Annotated in this window: 18 protein-coding genes and 2 pseudogenes; 10 read left to right on the top strand and 10 right to left on the bottom strand. The window is 62.4% G+C overall.

The annotated features are described in order from the left end of the window. Positions 1-2: 2 nt before the first annotated feature. From ribF to murJ, 3 genes are all read right to left on the bottom strand, one after another. Entirely contained in the window at positions 3-1,037 is a 1,035-nt protein-coding gene (gene ribF / locus E4P82_RS00175) for a bifunctional riboflavin kinase/FAD synthetase (RefSeq protein ID WP_169247021.1), read from the bottom strand. 143 nt (positions 1,038-1,180) lie between these two features. Next, positions 1,181-2,638: a B12-binding domain-containing radical SAM protein gene (locus E4P82_RS00170; RefSeq protein ID WP_169247011.1), complete on the bottom strand. Its 1,458-nt coding sequence runs from the start codon at positions 2,636-2,638 to the stop codon at positions 1,181-1,183. Between the two features lie 88 nt (positions 2,639-2,726). Further along, complete coding sequence (murJ, locus tag E4P82_RS00165; RefSeq protein WP_420887041.1) at positions 2,727-4,136, bottom strand: murein biosynthesis integral membrane protein MurJ; 1,410 nt, start codon at positions 4,134-4,136, stop codon at positions 2,727-2,729. A gap of 89 nt (positions 4,137-4,225) precedes the next feature. Here murJ and E4P82_RS00160 point away from each other — a divergent pair, with 89 nt between their 5' ends. Together E4P82_RS00160 and rpsT are read left to right on the top strand one after the other, a co-directional pair. Beyond that, positions 4,226-4,402: a hypothetical protein gene (locus E4P82_RS00160; protein ID WP_169246986.1), complete on the top strand. Its 177-nt coding sequence runs from the start codon at positions 4,226-4,228 to the stop codon at positions 4,400-4,402. A gap of 51 nt (positions 4,403-4,453) precedes the next feature. After that, complete coding sequence (gene rpsT, locus E4P82_RS00155) at positions 4,454-4,723, top strand: 30S ribosomal protein S20 (protein ID WP_169247010.1); 270 nt, start codon at positions 4,454-4,456, stop codon at positions 4,721-4,723. Between the two features lie 202 nt (positions 4,724-4,925). Here the strand turns inward: rpsT and E4P82_RS21415 are convergent, their stop codons facing one another. The 3 genes from E4P82_RS21415 to cysK form a co-directional block, all read right to left on the bottom strand. Next, complete coding sequence (locus E4P82_RS21415) at positions 4,926-5,390, bottom strand: hypothetical protein (RefSeq protein WP_211202975.1); 465 nt, start codon at positions 5,388-5,390, stop codon at positions 4,926-4,928. A gap of 126 nt (positions 5,391-5,516) precedes the next feature. Further along, positions 5,517-6,566 carry an agmatine deiminase family protein gene (locus E4P82_RS00145; RefSeq protein WP_169247009.1) on the bottom strand — a complete coding sequence of 350 codons (1,050 nt, stop codon included), beginning with the start codon at positions 6,564-6,566 and terminating at the stop codon, positions 5,517-5,519. Positions 6,567-6,679: 113 nt separating this feature from the next. Beyond that, positions 6,680-7,597 (bottom strand): cysteine synthase A, encoded by a 918-nt coding sequence (cysK, locus tag E4P82_RS00140; RefSeq protein ID WP_169247008.1) that lies wholly within the window; start codon positions 7,595-7,597, stop codon positions 6,680-6,682. A gap of 278 nt (positions 7,598-7,875) precedes the next feature. On the opposite strand from cysK, the gene E4P82_RS00135 reads away from it, so the two are divergent. The 7 genes and pseudogenes from E4P82_RS00135 to E4P82_RS22985 form a co-directional block, all read left to right on the top strand. After that, the gene (locus E4P82_RS00135) at positions 7,876-8,727 is read left to right on the top strand and encodes an AAA family ATPase (protein WP_169247007.1); all 852 of its coding nucleotides are present in this window, start codon (positions 7,876-7,878) and stop codon (positions 8,725-8,727) included. A 132-nt stretch (positions 8,728-8,859) separates the two neighbouring features. Then, on the top strand, positions 8,860-9,978 hold the full coding sequence (locus tag E4P82_RS00130; protein ID WP_246327252.1) for a vWA domain-containing protein: 1,119 nt from the start codon (positions 8,860-8,862) through the stop codon (positions 9,976-9,978). A 17-nt stretch (positions 9,979-9,995) separates the two neighbouring features. Then, positions 9,996-10,649, top strand: coding sequence for a c-type cytochrome (locus tag E4P82_RS00125; protein ID WP_246327251.1), 654 nt, complete (start codon positions 9,996-9,998; stop codon positions 10,647-10,649). A 1-nt stretch (position 10,650) separates the two neighbouring features. After that, positions 10,651-11,403, top strand: a complete 753-nt coding sequence (locus tag E4P82_RS00120) for a c-type cytochrome (protein ID WP_246327250.1) — start codon at positions 10,651-10,653, stop codon at positions 11,401-11,403. Continuing rightward, on the top strand, positions 11,376-11,633 hold the full coding sequence (locus tag E4P82_RS21560) for a c-type cytochrome (RefSeq protein ID WP_246327249.1): 258 nt from the start codon (positions 11,376-11,378) through the stop codon (positions 11,631-11,633). Before E4P82_RS00120 ends, E4P82_RS21560 begins: the two co-directional genes overlap by 28 nt. A 325-nt stretch (positions 11,634-11,958) precedes the next feature. Next, a complete protein-coding gene (locus tag E4P82_RS00115) occupies positions 11,959-12,555 on the top strand; it encodes a phosphoheptose isomerase (RefSeq protein ID WP_169247006.1) in 597 nt (198 codons plus the stop codon). Next, a pseudogene (locus tag E4P82_RS22985) lies at positions 12,552-13,040 on the top strand (BON domain-containing protein); the annotation flags it as partial. The gene E4P82_RS00115 and the pseudogene E4P82_RS22985, both read left to right, overlap by 4 nt. A 97-nt stretch (positions 13,041-13,137) precedes the next feature. On the opposite strand, the gene E4P82_RS00110 reads toward E4P82_RS22985, so the two are convergent. From E4P82_RS00110 to petA, 4 genes and pseudogenes are all read right to left on the bottom strand, one after another. Then, positions 13,138-13,542, bottom strand: a complete 405-nt coding sequence (locus tag E4P82_RS00110) for a ClpXP protease specificity-enhancing factor (RefSeq protein ID WP_169247005.1) — start codon at positions 13,540-13,542, stop codon at positions 13,138-13,140. Between the two features lie 115 nt (positions 13,543-13,657). Further along, positions 13,658-14,393: pseudogene (locus tag E4P82_RS00105) on the bottom strand (cytochrome c1). 6 nt (positions 14,394-14,399) lie between these two features. Further along, entirely contained in the window at positions 14,400-15,632 is a 1,233-nt protein-coding gene (locus E4P82_RS00100) for a cytochrome b (protein ID WP_169247004.1), read from the bottom strand. Next, positions 15,632-16,231: a ubiquinol-cytochrome c reductase iron-sulfur subunit gene (gene petA, locus E4P82_RS00095; protein ID WP_169247003.1), complete on the bottom strand. Its 600-nt coding sequence runs from the start codon at positions 16,229-16,231 to the stop codon at positions 15,632-15,634. Before petA ends, E4P82_RS00100 begins: the two co-directional genes overlap by 1 nt. Before the next feature lie 426 nt (positions 16,232-16,657). Between petA and E4P82_RS00090 the strand changes: the two genes are divergently transcribed. Then, entirely contained in the window at positions 16,658-18,472 is a 1,815-nt protein-coding gene (locus tag E4P82_RS00090; RefSeq protein WP_169247002.1) for an RNB domain-containing ribonuclease, read from the top strand. Positions 18,473-18,485: the final 13 nt, after the last annotated feature.

Raw genomic sequence — 18,485 nt, 5'->3', positions numbered from 1 at the left:
CTCTAAGAACCGATGCGAGAACGCTCCTCTCCTTTTGGGAGAGCGTGTGGGGAGCTCCCCGCTCCCGGTGGTGGGAGCGGAGCTGAGGGTGGAGGGAGGGGTATGCCCCGTTCGGCGAAATAAACGCGAGCGGCTTGCTCGTCCCGCCGGATCTGCGCTTGCAGGGCGGTCAGCGATTCGAAGCGTTGTTCCGGGCGGAGATAGTGCAGAAAATCGACCTTGACGTGCCGGCCGTACAGATCGCCCTGAAAATCGAGAAGATGCACTTCCAGTCGCTCGCGCTCGCCCGCCACCGTGGGGCGGCGGCCGACGTTGGCGATGCCGGGCCAGGGTGGCAGCGCGGGATCGCCGACCAGCACGGCATGAACGCCGGAAACCGGCGTGACCCGGCGATGCAGGTGAATGTTGGCGGTCGGAAAGCCGATGGTGCGCCCGCGACGGTCACCGTGCGCCACCCGCCCGCACAGGTCGTAAGGCCGGCCTAGCAGTCGCGCCGCCAGTTCCAGATCGCCCCGCGCCAGCGCCTGACGGATGCGGGTGCTGCTGACCCGCTCGCCGTCCAGGCTGTGGCTGTGGCTGTCGGCGACGGTGAAACCGTGCCGCTGACCGGCTTCGACCAGCAGGTCGAAATTGCCGGCGCGGCGGTGGCCGAAACGGAAATCGTCGCCGATCACCAGATGGCGGACGCCCAGGCGCTCCACCAGTAGATCGTCGATGAAAGCCTCCGCCGGCATGGCCGCCAGTCGGTGATCGAATTCCAGGCACAGCACCCGCTCGATGCCCAGATCCTCCAACGCCAGCAGCTTTTCCCGCAGCCGCATCAGGCGGGCCGGTGGCGCGTTGGGGCCGGCGAAGAATTCCTGCGGTTGCGGTTCGAAGGTGATGACCAGTCGCGGCAAGCGCAGTTGCGCGGCCTGGTCGGCCAATTGGTCCAGAATCAGCCGGTGGCCGAGATGGACGCCGTCGAAATTGCCGATGGTGGCGACGCAGCCCCGGTGGCGGGGCCGAAGATTGTGCTGGCCGCGAATCAATTCCATGCTGGTCGTCGGTGGTGGGGTCGGTCGAGTTGCGGGCGAAAACGCCATTATAGGGACAATCGCCGGTTTCTTGACACACCGGCGCCCGCTCCTTGTTGGGGGACCGGCGTCGGATCGTCGTCCACTTCGTTGCCCTTGCGGCGTCAGGCGGTCATTCTGGCGTCTCCCGGCCAGTCCCACAGTTCGCGCGGGTAGTCGCGATACAACTCCTGGAACGCCTGCTGGTAACGCCAATCGGCATTGACGATCCGGGCCAGTTCCCAGGGACGGGTCAAGTGGCGCTCGACCCGCAGCGGATGACGCCGGCCCGCCTCGTGGATCTGGCGGGCCAGCAGCGCGGCGAACTCACGCAGCGGCAGGGTGGTGGGCGTGAGCGGATGCATGCAGTCGTGCAAGTCGTAGGCGTCGCCGCACCAGAATGCCGGCCGCGCCGCTTCGTAGTCCGGCGTGCCGGGCGAGGGCGTGCAGACGGTGAAGCTGTATTGCGCCGGGGGCATGGCGTTCACATAGTCGCGCAGACGCCGAAACTCGGCGTGGCCGTACTCCGGTCGCACCATGAATGCCGCATGGCAGGCGATGCCCAGTCGGCGCAAGGTGTCGTGGGCGCGCTCGTTGTGGGCCACCGTGCCGCCCTTGTGGGTCGCTTTCAGTTCCTGGTTGGTGACGAACTCGAAGCCGACGAACACCCCATCCAGGCCAATCTCCTTCCAGCGGCGCAGCAGTTCCGGGTAGCGCAGGATGGTGGTGGCGCGCGCCCAGGCGAAGTAGCGTTTCTTGACGCCGCGTCTTTCCAGCGCCTCGGCCAGTTCGAAGCCGAATTGTTCGTCGATGAAATTCTCGTCGTCGGCGAAGTAGACGTGATCGACCTTGATCCGCGCGATATCCTCGGCCACCACATCGACCAGTCGCGGCATGTGGGTGGTGCCGCTCAGGAACGGCACGATGCAGAACGAGCAGGTCATCTTGCAGCCGTAGGAAGTGCGCGCCATCGCGACCGGGGGAAACAGCACTTGCCAGTCGCGCGGATTCTCGTGGACCCAGATGCAGGAGTAGGGTCGGCTGTCCCACAGATCGCGGCGCGGGATCGGGATGGTTCTCGGATCGGGATAGCGGGGCCAAACCGAAGCGGCGCTTGCGTCGAAACGGTCGCCGGTGCATAGCAGATTGGCGATGTCCTCGGGCTCGTCCCCCTTGTCCAGCGCCGCCACCAGGGCGCCAAACGGCGCGCAGCCTTCGCCGCGCACGATGTAGTCGATGTCCGGGATGTTGCAATCGGCCGGCGCCACGGTGGCATGATGCCCGCCGACCACGATTCGGGTGTTGGGCAGCAGCCGACGCACCGTGCCGGCCAGCCGTTGCATGGTCCCCGATTCGTGGCTGTAGGCGGTGAAGCCCACCAGCTCGGGCCGAAAACGGGCCAGCGCGCGTTCGAAGGCGGCGTCGGCGAAGCGGTACAAGCGCAGGTCGAGCACCCGCACTTCGTGTTGCTCGGGAATCGCGGCGGCCAGATAGCCGAACTCCAGGGGTTCCAGACACTGAAAGCGCTGGAGGCCGAGCACGGTTCTCAGGTGAGCCTGGGGCTTGACGAGCAGGATGCGCATCGGTCGTCCTCGAAGTGCGGGAGTACGATCCAGAATATAACCGAATCCCGAGCGATTTTGTCGGGATAGGCGTCCGGCTAACGCACGCTTACCCGCGTCCCATCAGCAGATGCCGTGGCTTGATGCCCACCGCCAGCACCGCCAGCAGATAAGTGCCGGCGCCGGCCGTGACCAGCCAGGTCAGATGCCACAACCGAGCTCCGGCGCTGGCGTGCAACCACTGCTCCAGATGTCCCGCTCCGAACGCCAGCACCAGCCCCATGGCCAGGTTGGCCGCGCCCAGTTGCGTCAGGAACGTCGCCCAGCCGGCGCGTGGTTGGTAGACGTTGCGCCGCCGCAAGTTGACGAACAGCAGACCGGCGTTGAGAAAGGCGGCCAGCGACGTGGCCAGCGCCAACCCGGCATGGGCCAGCGGCCAGACCAGGATCAGCACCATCGTGGTGTTGGCGACCATGGCGATGATGCCGTATTTGACCGGGCTGCGGGTATCCTGGCGGGCATAGAAGCCGGGCGCCAGCACCTTGATCAGCATGAACGCCACCAAACCCAGCGCGAACGCCATCAGGCTGCGGGTCGACATGGTCACGTCGCGAGCATCGAATTCGCCGTACTGAAACAGCGTCGACAGGATGGGACCCGCCAGGATCGTCAGCGCCACCGTGGCTGGAACGCCGATCAGCAAGGCCCAGCGTAGCGCCCAGTCCAGCGTTTGGGAAAAGCCGTCGGTTTCGGCGCCGGCATGCTGGCGGGACAGCTTGGGCAGGATCACCGTGCCCAGCGCCACGCCGAAAATGCCGAGTGGAAACTCGACCAGCCGGTCGGAGTAATACAACCAACTGACGCTGCCGGAGACCAGGAACGAGGCGATCAGGGTATCGATCAGCAGATTGACCTGCGCCACCGAGGAGCCGAACAAGGCCGGCAGCATCAGCTTCAGCACCTGCTGCACGCCTTGGGAGGCCCAACCCCAGCGCGGTCGCGGCAACAGTTTCAGCCGCAGCAGGAAAGGCACTTGAAATCCCAATTGCACGATGCCGGCGATGAATACGCCCCAGGCCAGCCCCATCACCGGTTGCGCCATGCGGGGAGCCAGCCCCAGCGCGGCGGCGATCATGGTCAGGTTGAGCAGCACTGGCGTGATCGCCGGAATGGCGAACTTGCCGCAACTGTTCAGCACCCCGCCGGCCAGGGCGGTCAGCGAGATGAACAGCAGGTAGGGAAAGGTGATGCGCAGCATCTCCACCGTTAGTTGATATTTGTTGGCATCGACGGTGAAGCCCGGCGCAAACAGCAGGATCAGCAGCGGCGCGGCCAGCACGCCGACGGCGGTGATGGCGAACAGGATCGCGCCCAGGGTGCCGGTCACCTGATCCACCAGTTCCTTCATTTCCGCTGGGGAGCGCTGGGTCTGGTATTCCGAGAACACCGGCACGAAGGCTTGCGAGAACGCCCCTTCGGCGAACAGCCGGCGCAAGAAGTTGGGGATACGAAACGCCACGAAAAAAAGCGTCGGTACCGGCGCCGGCGCCGAACAGTTGGGCGTAGATCATGTCGCGGACGAAGCCGGTGATGCGGGACAGCGAGGTCATGGCGCTGACCACGCCGGTCGATTTGAGAAGGGCCTTGCTCATGGAAGGTGGGGACCTGCGCTGGACGGTTCGGAAGGCGCGGATGATAGCGGGATTGCTTCGGCCTGTCAGCGATGCGCCACGCTTGGGGATTGACAGCACGGCGAAAACTGTCAATATTCTCAATCCTTTTTAGCGTTGCATCCGTGGCTAAGTTTATCTTTTTGAGTTTTAAGGAGTATTTAAGTTGGCTAATACCGCTCAAGCGAAAAAGCGTGTCCGTCAGGCTGAAAATCACCGCCAGCATAACGCCAGCATGCGTTCCATGCTGCGCACCTATGTCAAGCGTGTCATCAAAGCCATTCAGGTTGGCGACAAGGCAAAAGCTGAATCGGAATATCGGACGGCCGTGCCGGTGCTCGACCGCATGGCGCGCAAGGGCTTGATTCACGCCAACAAGGCCGCCCGTCACAAGAGCCGTCTGAATCAGCACATCCGCGACATGCCGTCGGCCTGATTGGCCTTTTTGTCATCCTCGTCGTACCCGCGTAGCTCCTTGCAACGGTTTTGTATCCGAATTCGGCGGGACCGATGGAGTTTGGTCCAAAGTAAAAAGGCTTGCCCCCGAAAGCAGGTAAGCCTTTTATCGTGATCGCGTTCGGCCAGCGTGCCGGGGAAGCGAAGGGCGGGCCGCCATGGTGGGCTCAGCCCGGAGGCGGTTACTTGGCCTGCCAGCCGTCGTCGCGTACCTCGTAACCGTTCCAGTAGTAGTTGGGTCGGGGGTTGTAGCCGTAGCCGTAGTCATCGCCGTAGTCATCGCAGTTGTAGTACGAGACGCCACCCACGACCACTGCGGCGCAGCCACCGGCTGGCGGAGGTCCCGGCGGACCGACCGCTACCGGCGGAGCCGTGGCATCGGCGATGGCGGAACCGACCAGCGCACCGATGGCTAAGCCGATAACGGCCGCGCCCGCCGCTCCGCAGTTCCAACAGTCTCCCCGATAGCCTCCCCGGTAACCATGGTGGCCGTAGTAGCCGCCGTGGCGTCCCGCCGGATAGCCTCCCCGGTATCCACCGTGATAACCGTCGCCATACGGTCCATCCGCGTTCGCGTTGTGCAGTGGTACCAGCAGTATCCCGCTGGCGACCACGCCGGCGAGTATCCAGTGTTTGATGGTGTTCATGGTTGTGTTCCTTCGGCTCAATCCGTCACGTCGTGGTACTTGGTGGCGCCTTACGGCCCGCTGCAGGTCCGGCTCAATGTTATAGACCTCGCGCCAAGGCCGCCGTTGTCCACCAGGAGGTTCTTTTCATCCGACGGACGATAAGGCACCGGCCGGTAGCTGCATGGTCGCGCAGTGCAGGCTGCCGGATTGGCGGATCAGCACCTCGCAGGGCAGTCCCTCCACCTTCCGGTTGGGAAAGCAGCCTTGCAACGTTGCCAGCGCCACCGTATCCAGCGGGTCGCCATACAGCGGTACCAGCACCGCCCCGTTCAGAATCAGAAAATTGGCGTAGCCGGCGGGCAGCCGGCAGCCCGTCTCGTCGTGGCGGGCGGCGGGCAGCGGCAGTTCGATCAGGCGATAGGGTTCGCCGTCCGCGGCGCGGAAGGCGCGCAATTCCTCGGCCATGGCTTGCAGCGGTTCGAAATGCGGGTCGGCGGGATCGGCGCAGCCCTGATAGGCGATGGTGCGCGGATCGCAAAAACGGGCCAGTGTATCGATGTGACTGTCAGTATCGTCGCCGTCCAGGTAGCCGTGCCGTAACCACAGAAAGCGGTCGATGCCCAGCACATCCCGCAAGTGTTGTTCCAGCACCGCCTGTTTTAGCCCGTTGCGGTTGGGGTTGAACAGGCATTCGGTGGTGGCCAACAAGGTACCCTGCCCATCGGATTCGATGCCGCCGCCTTCCAGGATCAGTTCTACCGATTCGCGCGGGGTGGCGCCGAATGCCCCCAGTTCATGCAGTCGGGCGGTCACCCGGTCATCGAGATCGCAGGCGAACTTGCCGCCCCAGCCGTTGAAGCGGAAATCCAGCAATACTGGCCGACCGGCGCGATACACCGTGATCGGGCCGTGATCGCGCGCCCAGATGTCGTTGGAGGGCGTCACGTACCGCCGACAGCGGTCCTCCTCGGCGCCGGCGGCGACCAGTAGGTCGAGCACATGCTGGCTATGGTTGCGGTCCTGGCAAGCGATAATGACTGTTTGATAACGGCTGATGGTGGCGGCCAGCGCGGCAAAGGTGGAGTCGGCCTGATCCAGCCACGGGCGCCAGTCGCTGTCGGCATGTGGCCAGGTGAGCAGGATGGCATCCTGCGGTGCCCATTCGGCGGGTAATACGGTTTGGGATCGCGACATGCAATGGGTTCCAGTTCGTGCCGGTGGCGCTGGTCGGCTGGTCGACGAACGATCGGGGAGGGTGGAGCGGACTGGGCCGCGCGGTCGCGATTCGGCAAGTCCGCTCCGGTCGTTCAGTCGAACAGCCCGGCCACCGACAGGTAGCGCTCGCCGGTATCGTAGCAGAAGGTCAGCACGCGGCTGCCGTCGGGGATTTCCGGCAGTTTCTGGGACACCGCCGCCAGCGACGCGCCGGAGGAAATGCCGATGAAGATGCCTTCCTCCTTGGCGCAGCGCACGGCGAACTTGAAGGCATCGTCGTGGGCCACCTGAATGATGCCATCCAGGATGCGCGTGTTCAGTACCGCCGGCACGAAGCCGGCGCCGATGCCCTGAATCGGGTGGGGGCCGCGCTGGCCGCCGCTCAGTACCGGAGAGGCGCTGGGTTCGACCGCAAAGGCTTTCAGGTCCGGGAAGTGCTCCTTCAGCACTTCGGCGCAACCGGTGATGTGGCCGCCGGTGCCGACCCCGCTGATCAGATAATCCAGCCCGTCCGGGAAGTCGGCGAGGATTTCCTGGGCGGTGGTGCGGCGATGAATCTCGACGTTGGCGGGATTCTCGAACTGCTGCGGCATCCAGGCGCCCGGCGTGCTGTCCACGATTTCCTGGGCTTTCTCGATGGCGCCCGGCATCCCCTTTTCCTTGGGTGTGAGGACCAGTTCCGCCCCCAACGCCGCCAGATAGCGCCGCCGTTCCAGCGACATGGATTCCGGCATGGTCAAGATCAGGCGGTAGCCCTTGGTCGCGGCCACCAGCGCCAGGGCGATGCCAGTGTTGCCGGAGGTGGGTTCGACGATCACGGTATTGGCTGTGATCAGGCCGCGTTGTTCGGCGTCCTCGATCATCGCCAGGCCGATGCGATCCTTGATACTGCCGCCGGGATTGGCCCGTTCCAGCTTCATCCAGATTTCGACGTTGCGGTTGGCGAACAGCCGGTTGATACGGACGTGCGGAGTATTGCCAATGGTTTCCAGAATGGTCTGCGCTTTCATCGTTGCTCTCTATCGGGCGGGGTTGCATCGGTTGCCGCACTCTTGCCGGAGGCGGCGGTCAGTATCCGTGATGAGGGCGGCCGCGCCGGATCGGTGCGGGTTCGGAGGGTTTGGGTGCGGCGCCGGAACAGAGTTCCTGTACACTGATCAACCTTCAATTGCTTTGCCATTTAAAAATAGCAGGCGCGGCTAGCCAAGCATAAAGAATAATAAGAAATTTTTTTATAACCTTCAGCGAAGCCGCCCTGGTTGTCGCTCGTCTGCAAAGGAGATCGTGCATGTCCGAAGCTCGTTTTCGCGGTACCGACCGCTATGTCGCCACCGATGACTTGATGATGGCGGTCAACGCCGCCGTTACCTTGGGTCGGCCATTACTGGTCAAGGGCGAGCCCGGCACCGGCAAGACCCAACTGGCCGAGGAAGTCGCCAACGCCCTGAACCGGCCGTTTATCCAATGGCACATCAAATCCACCATCAAGGCCCAGCAGGGCTTGTACGAGTACGATGCCGTCTCTCGGTTGCGCGATTCGCAATTGGGCGAAGCGCGAGTGCATGAGATCGGCAACTACATCGTCAAGGGCAAGCTGTGGGAAGCGTTTACCGCCGAGGTACAACCGGTGTTGCTGATCGACGAGATCGACAAGGCCGATATCGAGTTTCCCAACGATTTGCTGCTCGAACTCGACCGCATGGAGTTTTATGTCTACGAGACCCAACAGGTGGTCAAGGCGCGGCATCGGCCGATCATCATCATCACCAGCAACAACGAGAAGGAACTCCCGGACGCTTTCCTACGCCGCTGTTTTTTCCATTACATTCGCTTCCCCGACAAGGAGACCATGGAGCGGATCGTGCAAGTGCATTATCCCGACCTGAAAAAGCACCTGCTGGCCGAGGCGCTGGAGACGTTTTTCGAAATCCGCGAGGTGCCGGGTCTGAAGAAGCGGCCGTCCACCTCGGAACTGCTGGACTGGATCAAGCTGCTGGTGGCCGAGGACATCCCGCCCGAGGCGCTGCGCGGCGACCAGCGCAAACTGATCCCGCCGTTGTACGGGGCGCTGCTGAAGAACGAGCAGGACGTGCACCTGTTCGAGCGGTTGCTGTTCATGTCGCGCCGCAAGAAGGATTGAGAACCGAACCGCCAGCGCCTCTTTCCAGTGGGAAAGGGGTCCTGAGTCGAGGATTTCCGCTCATGATGACCGATTTTTTTTCTCAAGCTGCGCCAAGCCGGCCTGCCGGTCACGCTGACCGAATTTCTCACCTTGCTGGAAGCGCTGAGCCAGCGGGTGACCGCTCACGACATCGACGAGTTCTACTATCTGGCGCGGGCGACGCTGGTGAAGGACGAGCGTCATTACGATCGCTTCGATCAGGTATTCGGTAGCCACTTCAAGGGATTGGTGACCCTGTTCGACGAAATGATCGGCGCCGAGGTGCCGCTGGAGTGGCTGCGCAAACTGGCCGAGCTGACCCTGAGCGAAGAGGACAAGCAGTTGATCGAATCGCTGGGCGGCTGGGAAAAGCTGATGGAAACTTTCGCCCAGCGCATGGCCGAGCAGGAAGGGCGGCATCAGGGCGGCAACAAGTGGGTGGGCACCGCCGGTACCTCGCCTTACGGGGCTTACGGTTACAACCCGGAAGGCATCCGTATCGGCCAGGACACCTCGCGCCACCGCCGGGCCGCCAAGGTCTGGGATCGTCGCGAGTTTCGCAATCTGGACGACACGGTGGAGTTGGGCACCCGTAATATCAAGCTGGCATTGCGGCGGCTACGTCGTTTCGCCCGCGAAGGCGCCGCGCAAGAGCTGGATCTGGACGACACGATTCGGTCGACGGCCCGCAACGCCGGTTATCTCGATCTCAAGATGGTGCCGGAGCGGCATAACGCGGTGAAGGTGCTGCTGGTTCTGGATGTGGGTGGCTCGATGGACGACCATATCCGGGTTTGCGAGGAGCTGTTTTCGGCGGCGCGCGGCGAGTTCAAGCACCTGGAGTATTTCTACTTTCACAACATGGTGTACGAGTCGCTGTGGAAGGACAACCGTCGCCGTTATACCGAGAAGACTGAAACGGTATCGATGCTGCATACCTTCGGGCGGGACTACAAGCTGATTCTAGTCGGTGACGCCACCATGAGCCCCTATGAAGTAACCTACCCCGGCGGCAGCGTCGAGCACTTCAACCCGGAAGCCGGCGATGTCTGGATGAGCCGATTGCTGGCGGCCTATCCGCAGGCCATCTGGCTGAACCCGCAGCCACAGAACCGTTGGAGCTATGTCCCTTCGATCCAGATGGTGCGGGAACTGATGGGCGACCGCATGTACCCGCTGACTCTGGAGGGATTGGAACAGGGCATCCGTGCCCTGCAACGGTCGCGATGAATTAAGGAGGATCTATCATGATGCAAGTGTATCGCGGCTGGTTGTTTGGTGCCGTGCTCGCCCTGACTGGTGTGGCCCATGGCGCCGGCGATCCTGAAAAAGGCAAGCTGATCGTGACTGCGGGCGATGGCAGCGGCGCTCCATGCGTTGCTTGCCACGGCCTGGATGGAGCTGGTAACGATTTGGCTGGCTTTCCACGTCTTGCCGGCATGGATGCCGGCTATCTGGTCAAGCAGGTGCGGGACTATCGCTCTGGCGCGCGTAAGAGCGCGGTGATGTCGCCGAACGTGGATGACCTTAACGACGACCAGATAGCCGATGTGGCGGCCTATTATGCCGCGCTGGACACCGCGCCCACGTCGCTGCCGTCCGGTGCGCCTGGCACGCTGGCGCTTGGGGAAGCCCTGGCCACCAAGGGTGATTGGGATCATTACATCGTGCCTTGCGAAACCTGCCATGGTCCCGGTAATGTGGGTGTTGGGTCCGATTTTCCGAAACTTGCCGGACAGCACCCAACTTATATTAAACAGCAGCTAAAGGCTTGGAAAACGGGTACCCGGAACAACGATCCCAACCATCTGATGCTTGCTATTGCCGGACGCTTGACGGAGACCCAAATCGAAGCCGTCGCGGCTTGGCTGGCACGTCAGGACCCCAAGGGAGGGAAATGAGATGCGTCCATTCAGTACCGTGCTCTGGGTCGCTGTGATCTTGGGTAGTGGCATGCTCCATGCCGCCGAGGTGCCGGTGGAACATCCGCCCTTCAAGAAGGGCCAATACGTTCACCATGCGCCCACCGTCGATGATTTGATGAAAGATCAGGAAATCAAGCCGCAATTGAAGAAGGTGATCTTGAAGGGGCGGGACATCTTCATGAATACTCAGCAATATCGCGGCAAATATGTGTTCAGCCGCTTAAGCTGCAAGAACTGCCATTTGGGTGAGGGACGGTTGAACTGGTCGGGACCGATCTGGCCGGCCGCGACGACTTTGCCGGATTATCGAGGCAAGAACGGCCATGTCAATTCGCTCGAAGAGCGGATCGCGGGCTGTTTTTCCTTCTCGCTGAACGGTAAGCCGCCGGAATATGGTAGCGATATGATGTTGGCCTTGAGTGCCTATCATCAATGGTTGGCGCTCAAGGCGCCGGTCTACGAAACCCATATCGGTGGTCGGGGTTACAGTTCGCTCGGTAAGGACATACCCAAGGATATTCACTATGTGCAGGGCGAAAAGGTCTATCAGGCCCAATGCGCAATCTGTCACGGCGCCACGGGGCAGGGTAAAAGTGTGGAGGGAAAGGTCGTTTTCCCGCCCTTGTGGGGTGATGATTCCTACAATTGGGGGGGCTGGTATGGCGCGGGGTTTACACGGCGGCATCGTTCATCAAGAACAACATGCCGCTTGGCAAGCCTGGTGCCCTGAGTGATCGGGATGCGTGGGCGGTTGCCTTATATGTCAATAGTCAGGAGCGTCCACAAGACCCGCGCTACACCGGCGATGTCAAGGAAACTCGTGAGAAGTATTTTAACTTCCATCAGTACACGATGTATGGCACCGAACGAGATGGAGTGCTGCTCGGTCAGCATGACAATACCGGAGCCAAGCCGTTCTTGAAACCGGATGCTTTGCGTCCGCGTACCTTCGACGAGTAATCCCGCATCCTGGTTTGTCCGGCAGCAAGTCGGGCAACCTCCGTCCTGTCTCGATATGATCCACCGATCAAACAACGCCTCCACCAGCACGCCACAGTCGTCCTTCTCGATTGTGCCGGCAGATCGCCCGGTACAGCCCAAAAGCCAATGTTTCCGTCCCATCCTCTGGAATAACCCGACCATCGATTCGATGAAACGGCTTGCGGCTTGCGGCTGGAACATCTTTTTGAGTACCTTGGAGGTGCGATGCTCGAATCGACGATAACAATCGAAACGATACGCGCTAATCTTCTTCCGGTCGCGCCACCCTTCGCTGGATCAATTCATGGAACCGTTGACACGCATCGAACGACATTTCGTCGCCAGCCTCGAAGCCAAGCAGCGTACCCTGGCGGCGATGGGGCCGCGCATCGTGCAGGCCGCCGAACTGCTGGCCGAGCGATTGAGGCAGGGCAATAAAATCCTGGTCTGCGGTAATGGCGGGTCAGCCGCCGACGCCCAGCATTTCGCCGCCGAACTGGTCAACCGCTTCGAGATCGAGCGGCCGGGGTTGGCCGCCATCGCGTTGACCACCGATAGCTCGGCGCTCACCTCCATCGCCAACGACTATGCCTTCGAACAGATTTTCGCCCGACAGGTACGGGCGTTAGGGCGGTCGGGCGACGTGTTACTGGCGATCTCGACCAGCGGCAATTCGCCGAACGTGCTGGTGGCCATCGACGCCGCCCGCGAATTGGGAATGGCGACCTTGGCGCTGACCGGCCGCGACGGCGGACGCATGGCCGAGCAACTCGGTAACGGGAATATCGAAATACGGGCCGTGGCGCCGGCGACGGCGCGAATTCAGGAAACCCACATTCTCATCATTCATTGTTTGTGCGATTTGGTGGACTGGCTACTGTTTGGTAAGGAGGAATCATGACGTGGTGGATACGCTTGGCCAGCGCGGTGCTGGCGATGGTGTTGCTGGGGGGATGCGCGGCGCTTTTTGTCGGTGGCACAGCGATGGGTGTCAGCGTGGCGCACGACCGCCGCACCACCGGCTCCGTGGTTGACGATCAGACCATCGAATTGAAGCTCTATGATTTGTTCATGCGAACCTTGCCGCCGGGCAACCGGATCGCCACCACCAGCTACAACGGCGCGGTGCTGTTGACCGGCGAGGTGGTGTCGGCGCAGGCGCGGCAGCAGGCCGAGCAGATTGCCCGCGATCTGAAGGAACCGCCGGTCCGTTTGGTCTACAACGAATTGGTGATCGGTCCGCCCAACTCCATGTCCGTGCAGAGCAACGATGCGCTGCTGACCACCAAGGTCAAATCCGCGCTGTTCCAGATCCAGATTCCCGATTTCGATCCCACCCGGGTCAAGGTGGTTACGGAGAGCGGTGTGGTTTATTTGATGGGTTTGGTTAAACCCGCTGAGGCTGACGCCTCGGCCAAAGTCGCCAGCCGGGTGGGGGGGGGTGAAGCAGGTCGTGACGTTGTTCGAATACATCAAGTAAAGGCTATTTCACGATCTTCAGCACCGGTCTGCGTTCGGTGCGGGCGGCCGGTTTGTCCGGTTGCGGTTCGTTGTCGGGTGGTGGCGGTTCGTCGCCACCCATCTCCTCGCCGAAGGCCATGCCGTGGCCGTTCTCGCGGGCGTAGATAGCCAGCACGGCGGTGATGGGAATGTGGACCGTGCGGGCGACGCCACCGAAGCGGGCATTGAATTCGATCCATTCGTTGCCCAGGCGCAGGTCGCGCACAGCGATCGAATTGATGTTGAGCACGATCTGTCCATCGCGCACATGCTGCTTGGGAACCTCCACGCCGGGCAATTCCGCGTTGACCAGAATGTGCGGCGTCAAGCCGTTGTCTTCGATCCACTCGTAAAGCGCGCGGATCAGATAGGGCCGGGTCGAAGTCATGGCGGGGTCGGTCGGCGGGTTGGGAGATGAGATCCTCCCCAATGGCGCACGGGGAGGAATGAGCAAGCGCAACGCCCTGGCGGAGAGCGACCCGCGCCCTCCGCCGATGGCGGCGTCAGTGTACGTCTTTCCAGTATTCCTTCTTGAGCAGATAGAACACCACGAAGGCCAACGCCAGGAACAGGATCACCCAAACCCCGATCCGCTGACGCTCCAGCTTGATGGGTTCGCCGACGTAGGACAGGAAGTTGACCAGGTCTGCCATCGATTCCTTAAACTGCGGCGGGTTCATGCTGCCGGGCTGGACCAGCTCGAAACCCGTGAGGGTTTCGACTTCGTGGCCCTCGGCATTCTTGTGTTTTTCATAGATCGGTTTCTGCATTCCTTGCAGTTCCCACAGCACATGTGGCATGCCCGCGTTGGGGAAAGCGGCGTTGTTCACGCCGAACGGCCGACTGGGATCTTCGTAGAAGGTCAGTAAGTACGTGTATAGGTAGTCCACGCCGCGCGAGCGGGCGATCAAGGTCAGATCGGGCGGCACCACGCCGAACCAACCCTTGGCTTCGCTCTTGCGCATGGCGTTTTTTCATCGTGTCGCCGACCTTGGCGCCGGTGAAGATCAGATTCTCCTTGACCTGTTCGTCAGTCAGACCGATGTCGCGGGCCATGCGGTTGTAGCGCTGGTGCTCCAGCGAGTGGCAGCCCATGCAGTAGTTGACGAACAGCTTGGCGCCGCGTTGCAGCGACGCTTTGTTGTGGGAGTCGATCGGCGCCGTCATCAGGTGATAACCTTCGCCGCCGGATGCCACGCTCAGGGCCGGCAGCGCCAGAACCGCCAGTGCGAGAATGATTTTTTTTCATTGTTCGGTCACCCTTTCCGGTACAGGCTTGGTCTTTTCGAGTGCCGGCAGAAACGGCAGCACGAGGAAGAAGGCGAAATAAATGATGGTGCAGGTTTGCGCTATGGTGGTACGGGCCGGACTCGGCGGCAGGGCACCCAGATAACCCAGAATCAGGAACGATACCGTGAAGGCGGTGAGTATCAACTTGAACATGAACCCGCGATAGCGGATGGATTTCACCGGGCTACGGTCCAGCCAAGGCAGGAAGAACAAAATGACGATGGCGCCAATCATGGTAATCACGCCGCCCAATTTATCCGGCACCGCGCGCAACATGGCGTAGAACGGCGTGAAGTACCACACCGGCGCAATGTGCGGCGGCGTTTTCAGCGGGTCGGCCGGGTCGAAGTTGGGGTGTTCGAGGAAGTAGCCGCCCATCTCGGGCATGAAGAAGATCACCAGCGAGAAGAAGATCAGGAACGCCACCACGCCGACCAGGTCCTTGACGGTGTAGTACGGATGGAAGGGGATGCCATCCAGCGGCTTGCCGTCTTCGCCTTTTACCTTCTTGATCTCGACCCCGTCGGGATTGTTGGAGCCGACTTCGTGCAGGGCGAGGATGTGGGCGACCACCAGCCCCAGCAGCACCAGCGGCACCGCGATGACATGCAGCGAGAAGAAGCGGTTCAGGGTGGCGTCGGACACCACGTAGTCGCCGCGAATCCACAGCGACAGATCCTGGCCGATGCCGGGGATGGCGCTGAACAGCGAAATGATGACCTGGGCACCCCAATAGGACATCTGACCCCAGGGCAGCAGGTAACCCATGAACGCCTCGGCCATCAGGGCGAGGAAAATCAGCACGCCGAAGATCCAGATCAGCTCGCGCGGCTTCTTGTAGGAGCCGTAGATCAGGGCGCGGAACATATGCAGGTAGACGACGATGAAGAAGGCCGAGGCGCCGGTGGAATGCATGTAGCGGATCAGCCAGCCCCAGTCCACGTCGCGCATGATGTATTCGACCGAGGCGAAGGCGTCGGCGGCGGACGGTTTGTAGCTCATGGTCAGCCAGATGCCGGTCAGGATCTGGTTGACCAGTACCAGCAGCGCCAGCGAGCCGAAGAAGTACCAGAAATTGAAGTTCTTCGGCGCGTAGTATTCGGTCAGGTGCTCGCGGATCGACTTGGTCAGCGGAAACCGTTCGTCGATCCAGCCGAGCAGACCGGTCGTGCCTTGTGTGTTCGCCATTATGCAGTCTCCGGATCAACGCCAATCAACACCCGCGAATCGGTCATATACCGATAGGAAGGCACTTCCAGGTTGAGCGGCGCGGGCACGCTCTTGTAGACGCGGCCGGCCAAGTCGAAGCGGGAACCGTGGCAGGGACAGAAAAAGCCGCCTTTCCAGTTCGGCCCCAGATCGGCGGGTGCCACGTCGGGACGGAACGTGGGCGAGCAGCCGAGATGGGTGCAGATGCCGACCAGCACCAGGGTTTCGGATTTGATGGAGCGATACGCGTTCTGGGCGTATTTGGGTTGCTGGCTGGTCTCTTGGGATTTGGGATCGCGCAATTGATCGTCGAGGGTGGGCAAATCGTCCAGCATTTTTTTGGTGCGTTTCAGCAGCCAGACCGGTTTGCCGCGCCATTCGACGGTCATCATGGCGCCTTCTTCCAGCTTGCTGATGTCGGCTTCCACCGGTGCGCCGGCGGCCCGGGCGCGCTCGCTGGGCGACCAGGATTTCAAGAATGGAACGGCGACGAACGCCACGCCCACGCCGCCGACCACGGTTGCCGTGGCGGTCAGAAAGCGGCGTCTGCCGAGATCGACGGCATCTACCGTACTCATAAGCAGTCTCCCGATTATCGGTTTATCGTTGATATGAATGGTTGGCGGCCCGGATGGCGTCACGGTTTCGCGTCTGCCGGAACCCGGTCGTGCGCCCCGCTGGGCCGAGACGGGCGGCTTTCGGAGAACGCGCGGCAGTGCCGCATCATATGAATCGGTTCAGGCCCCCGTGATTCCCACACGGTACGACGGAAAATAGTACCGCAGTGCGGGTATGAGGTCTATGCGCTTGACCGCGAACCGAAGTAAATGGCATTCGGTCCTTGCGAGCCATTCCCGCGCAAGCAATGGCGGAATGCATGGAGGCTCATGGCGCCGCAACCCGCCGGTCATCCAGGATTCCGGTCGGCGCCGCGATAAATTCTGGTACTTTATTCGCCCATCCGCCGCCGAAAGGTCAATTCGCTCCGCATCCCCCGAGGCCCGATGAATATCCCGCAACATAGTTTGGTGCTTTACAAGAACGGTCCGGCCCGCGTCGCCAGTCTCGGCGACAAACTGGAGATCGAACTGGAGGATGGCCGGTCGCTGCGGGTGCGCCCCAAGGATGTGCTGCCGCTGCATCCCGGACCGTTGCGCGGGTTGCGCGAGTTGGATCTTCCGCCGGGCGAGGTGGAGGCGGCCTGCGAGTTGCTGGAGGGCGAGCAAACCACCTTGCCCGATCTGGCGGAACTGGTCTACGGCGCCTACACGCCCGCCGCCGCCTGGGCCACTTGGCGGCTGCTGGACGAAGGTTTGTATTTTCAGGGCACACCCGAGGCGATCACGGTCCGGCCGCTGGCGGAGGTGGCGCGGGAACGGGCGGTGCGCGAGGCGAAAGCGGCCGAACGCGAAGCCTGGAGCGAATTTCTGAACCGCGCCCGGGCTGGACGCTGCGCCGCCGAGGATGCGGTGTTTCTGCACGAAATCGAGGAAGTGGCCTGGGGCCAGCGCGAGCAGAGCCGAGTGTTGCAGGCGCTCGACTGTGGCCAGAATCCAGAAAGCGCCCATGGGTTGCTGCTGCGCCTGGGGTATTGGGATGGCATGGTTAACCCTTATCCTCGACGGATTGGGGCGCCGCTGGCGGTGGCGACGGTGGATCTGCCCGAACTGCCGGACGAACCGCGGCTGGATTTGACCGGGCTGGCGGCTTACGCCATCGACGATGAAGGCAACCTCGATCCCGACGATGCGCTCAGCCTGGACGGCAATCGCTTGTGGGTGCATATCGCCGACGCCGCCGCTCTGGTGCCACCGGACAGTCCCGCCGATCGGGAAGCACGGGAGCGGGGCGCCACCCTGTATCTGCCGGAAACCATCGTGCCGATGCTGCCGGCGGAGGCGGTGCCGCGACTCGGCCTGGGGCTGAGCGAGGTCACGCCGGCGCTGTCGTTCGGCCTGACGCTGGATGCCGATGGCGTCGTCACCGACGTGGAGATCGCGCCCAGCCGAGTGCGAGTTCAGCGGCTGAGCTATGAAGAAGTGGAGTTGCGGCTGGACGAGGAGCCGTTTCGTACTCTGCACGAACTGGCCCAGCGCCATCGGACCCGCCGCCGCGCCAACCGGGCGGTGTTCATCGATCTGCCGGAAGTGAAGATGCAAGTCGCCGACGGGCAAGTGGCCATCAAGCCGCTGCCCCGCTCGCGCAGTCGAATGCTGGTGACCGAGGCGATGCTGATGGCCGGCGAAGCGGCGGCCCGCTTCGCGCTGGAGCACGGACTGCCGTTTCCGTTCACCACTCAGGACGTGGCGGTGGGCGACGCGGACCGTGAACCGGCCGGACTGGCGGCGATGTACGCCCTGCGCCGCAGCCTGCGCCCACGTCAGTACAGCGGCCAACCCGGCCCGCACGGTGGTTTGGGGCTCGACGTGTACGCCCAGGTCACCAGCCCGCTGCGGCGTTATCTGGATTTGGTCGCGCACCAGCAGTTGCGGGCGTTCCTGCGGGGCGGCGATCCATTGGAGGCCCAGGCGATCGTCGAACGAGTCGGGGCGGCGGAGGTGGCGGCGCGGGGCATACGACGGGCCGAACGCTTGTCCCGCGAGCATTGGACGGTGGTTTATCTACAGCAACATCCCGGTTGGCAAGGCGAAGGCGTGCTGGTGGAAAAGCGGATGCCACGCGGCGTGGTGCTGATCCCCGACCTGGCCCTGGAGGCGCGTGTCAAGGTGAGCGAGAGCGTGGCGCCGGACAGCACCTTGCCGTTGCGGCTGACCGGCCTTGAACTGCCAGCGCGCGAGGCGTATTTCAAGGTCGGCTGAGCCCGCTAAAAAC

The sequence above is a fragment of the Candidatus Competibacter phosphatis genome, assembly GCF_012939995.1.
Taxonomy (GTDB): domain Bacteria; phylum Pseudomonadota; class Gammaproteobacteria; order Competibacterales; family Competibacteraceae; genus Competibacter; species Competibacter phosphatis.
This window is presented reverse-complemented; position numbering and strand designations above follow the sequence as displayed.

Bases quoted from the DNA above. Each gene is read 5' to 3' on its own strand.
- ribF (WP_169247021.1), bottom strand. From the start codon at position 1,037: ATGGAATTGATTCGCGGCCAGCACAATCTTCGGCCCCGCCACCGGGGC.
- E4P82_RS00170 (WP_169247011.1), bottom strand. From the start codon at position 2,638: ATGCGCATCCTGCTCGTCAAGCCCCAGGCTCACCTGAGAACCGTGCTC.
- E4P82_RS00160 (WP_169246986.1), top strand. From the start codon at position 4,226: ATGGCGCTGACCACGCCGGTCGATTTGAGAAGGGCCTTGCTCATGGAA.
- E4P82_RS21415 (WP_211202975.1), bottom strand. From the start codon at position 5,390: ATGAACACCATCAAACACTGGATACTCGCCGGCGTGGTCGCCAGCGGG.
- E4P82_RS00145 (WP_169247009.1), bottom strand. From the start codon at position 6,566: ATGTCGCGATCCCAAACCGTATTACCCGCCGAATGGGCACCGCAGGAT.
- cysK (WP_169247008.1), bottom strand. From the start codon at position 7,597: ATGAAAGCGCAGACCATTCTGGAAACCATTGGCAATACTCCGCACGTC.
- E4P82_RS00135 (WP_169247007.1), top strand. From the start codon at position 7,876: ATGTCCGAAGCTCGTTTTCGCGGTACCGACCGCTATGTCGCCACCGAT.
- E4P82_RS00125 (WP_246327251.1), top strand. From the start codon at position 9,996: ATGATGCAAGTGTATCGCGGCTGGTTGTTTGGTGCCGTGCTCGCCCTG.
- E4P82_RS00120 (WP_246327250.1), top strand. From the start codon at position 10,651: ATGCGTCCATTCAGTACCGTGCTCTGGGTCGCTGTGATCTTGGGTAGT.
- E4P82_RS21560 (WP_246327249.1), top strand. From the start codon at position 11,376: ATGCCGCTTGGCAAGCCTGGTGCCCTGAGTGATCGGGATGCGTGGGCG.
- E4P82_RS00115 (WP_169247006.1), top strand. From the start codon at position 11,959: ATGGAACCGTTGACACGCATCGAACGACATTTCGTCGCCAGCCTCGAA.
- E4P82_RS00110 (WP_169247005.1), bottom strand. From the start codon at position 13,542: ATGACTTCGACCCGGCCCTATCTGATCCGCGCGCTTTACGAGTGGATC.
- E4P82_RS00100 (WP_169247004.1), bottom strand. From the start codon at position 15,632: ATGGCGAACACACAAGGCACGACCGGTCTGCTCGGCTGGATCGACGAA.
- petA (WP_169247003.1), bottom strand. From the start codon at position 16,231: ATGAGTACGGTAGATGCCGTCGATCTCGGCAGACGCCGCTTTCTGACC.
- E4P82_RS00090 (WP_169247002.1), top strand. From the start codon at position 16,658: ATGAATATCCCGCAACATAGTTTGGTGCTTTACAAGAACGGTCCGGCC.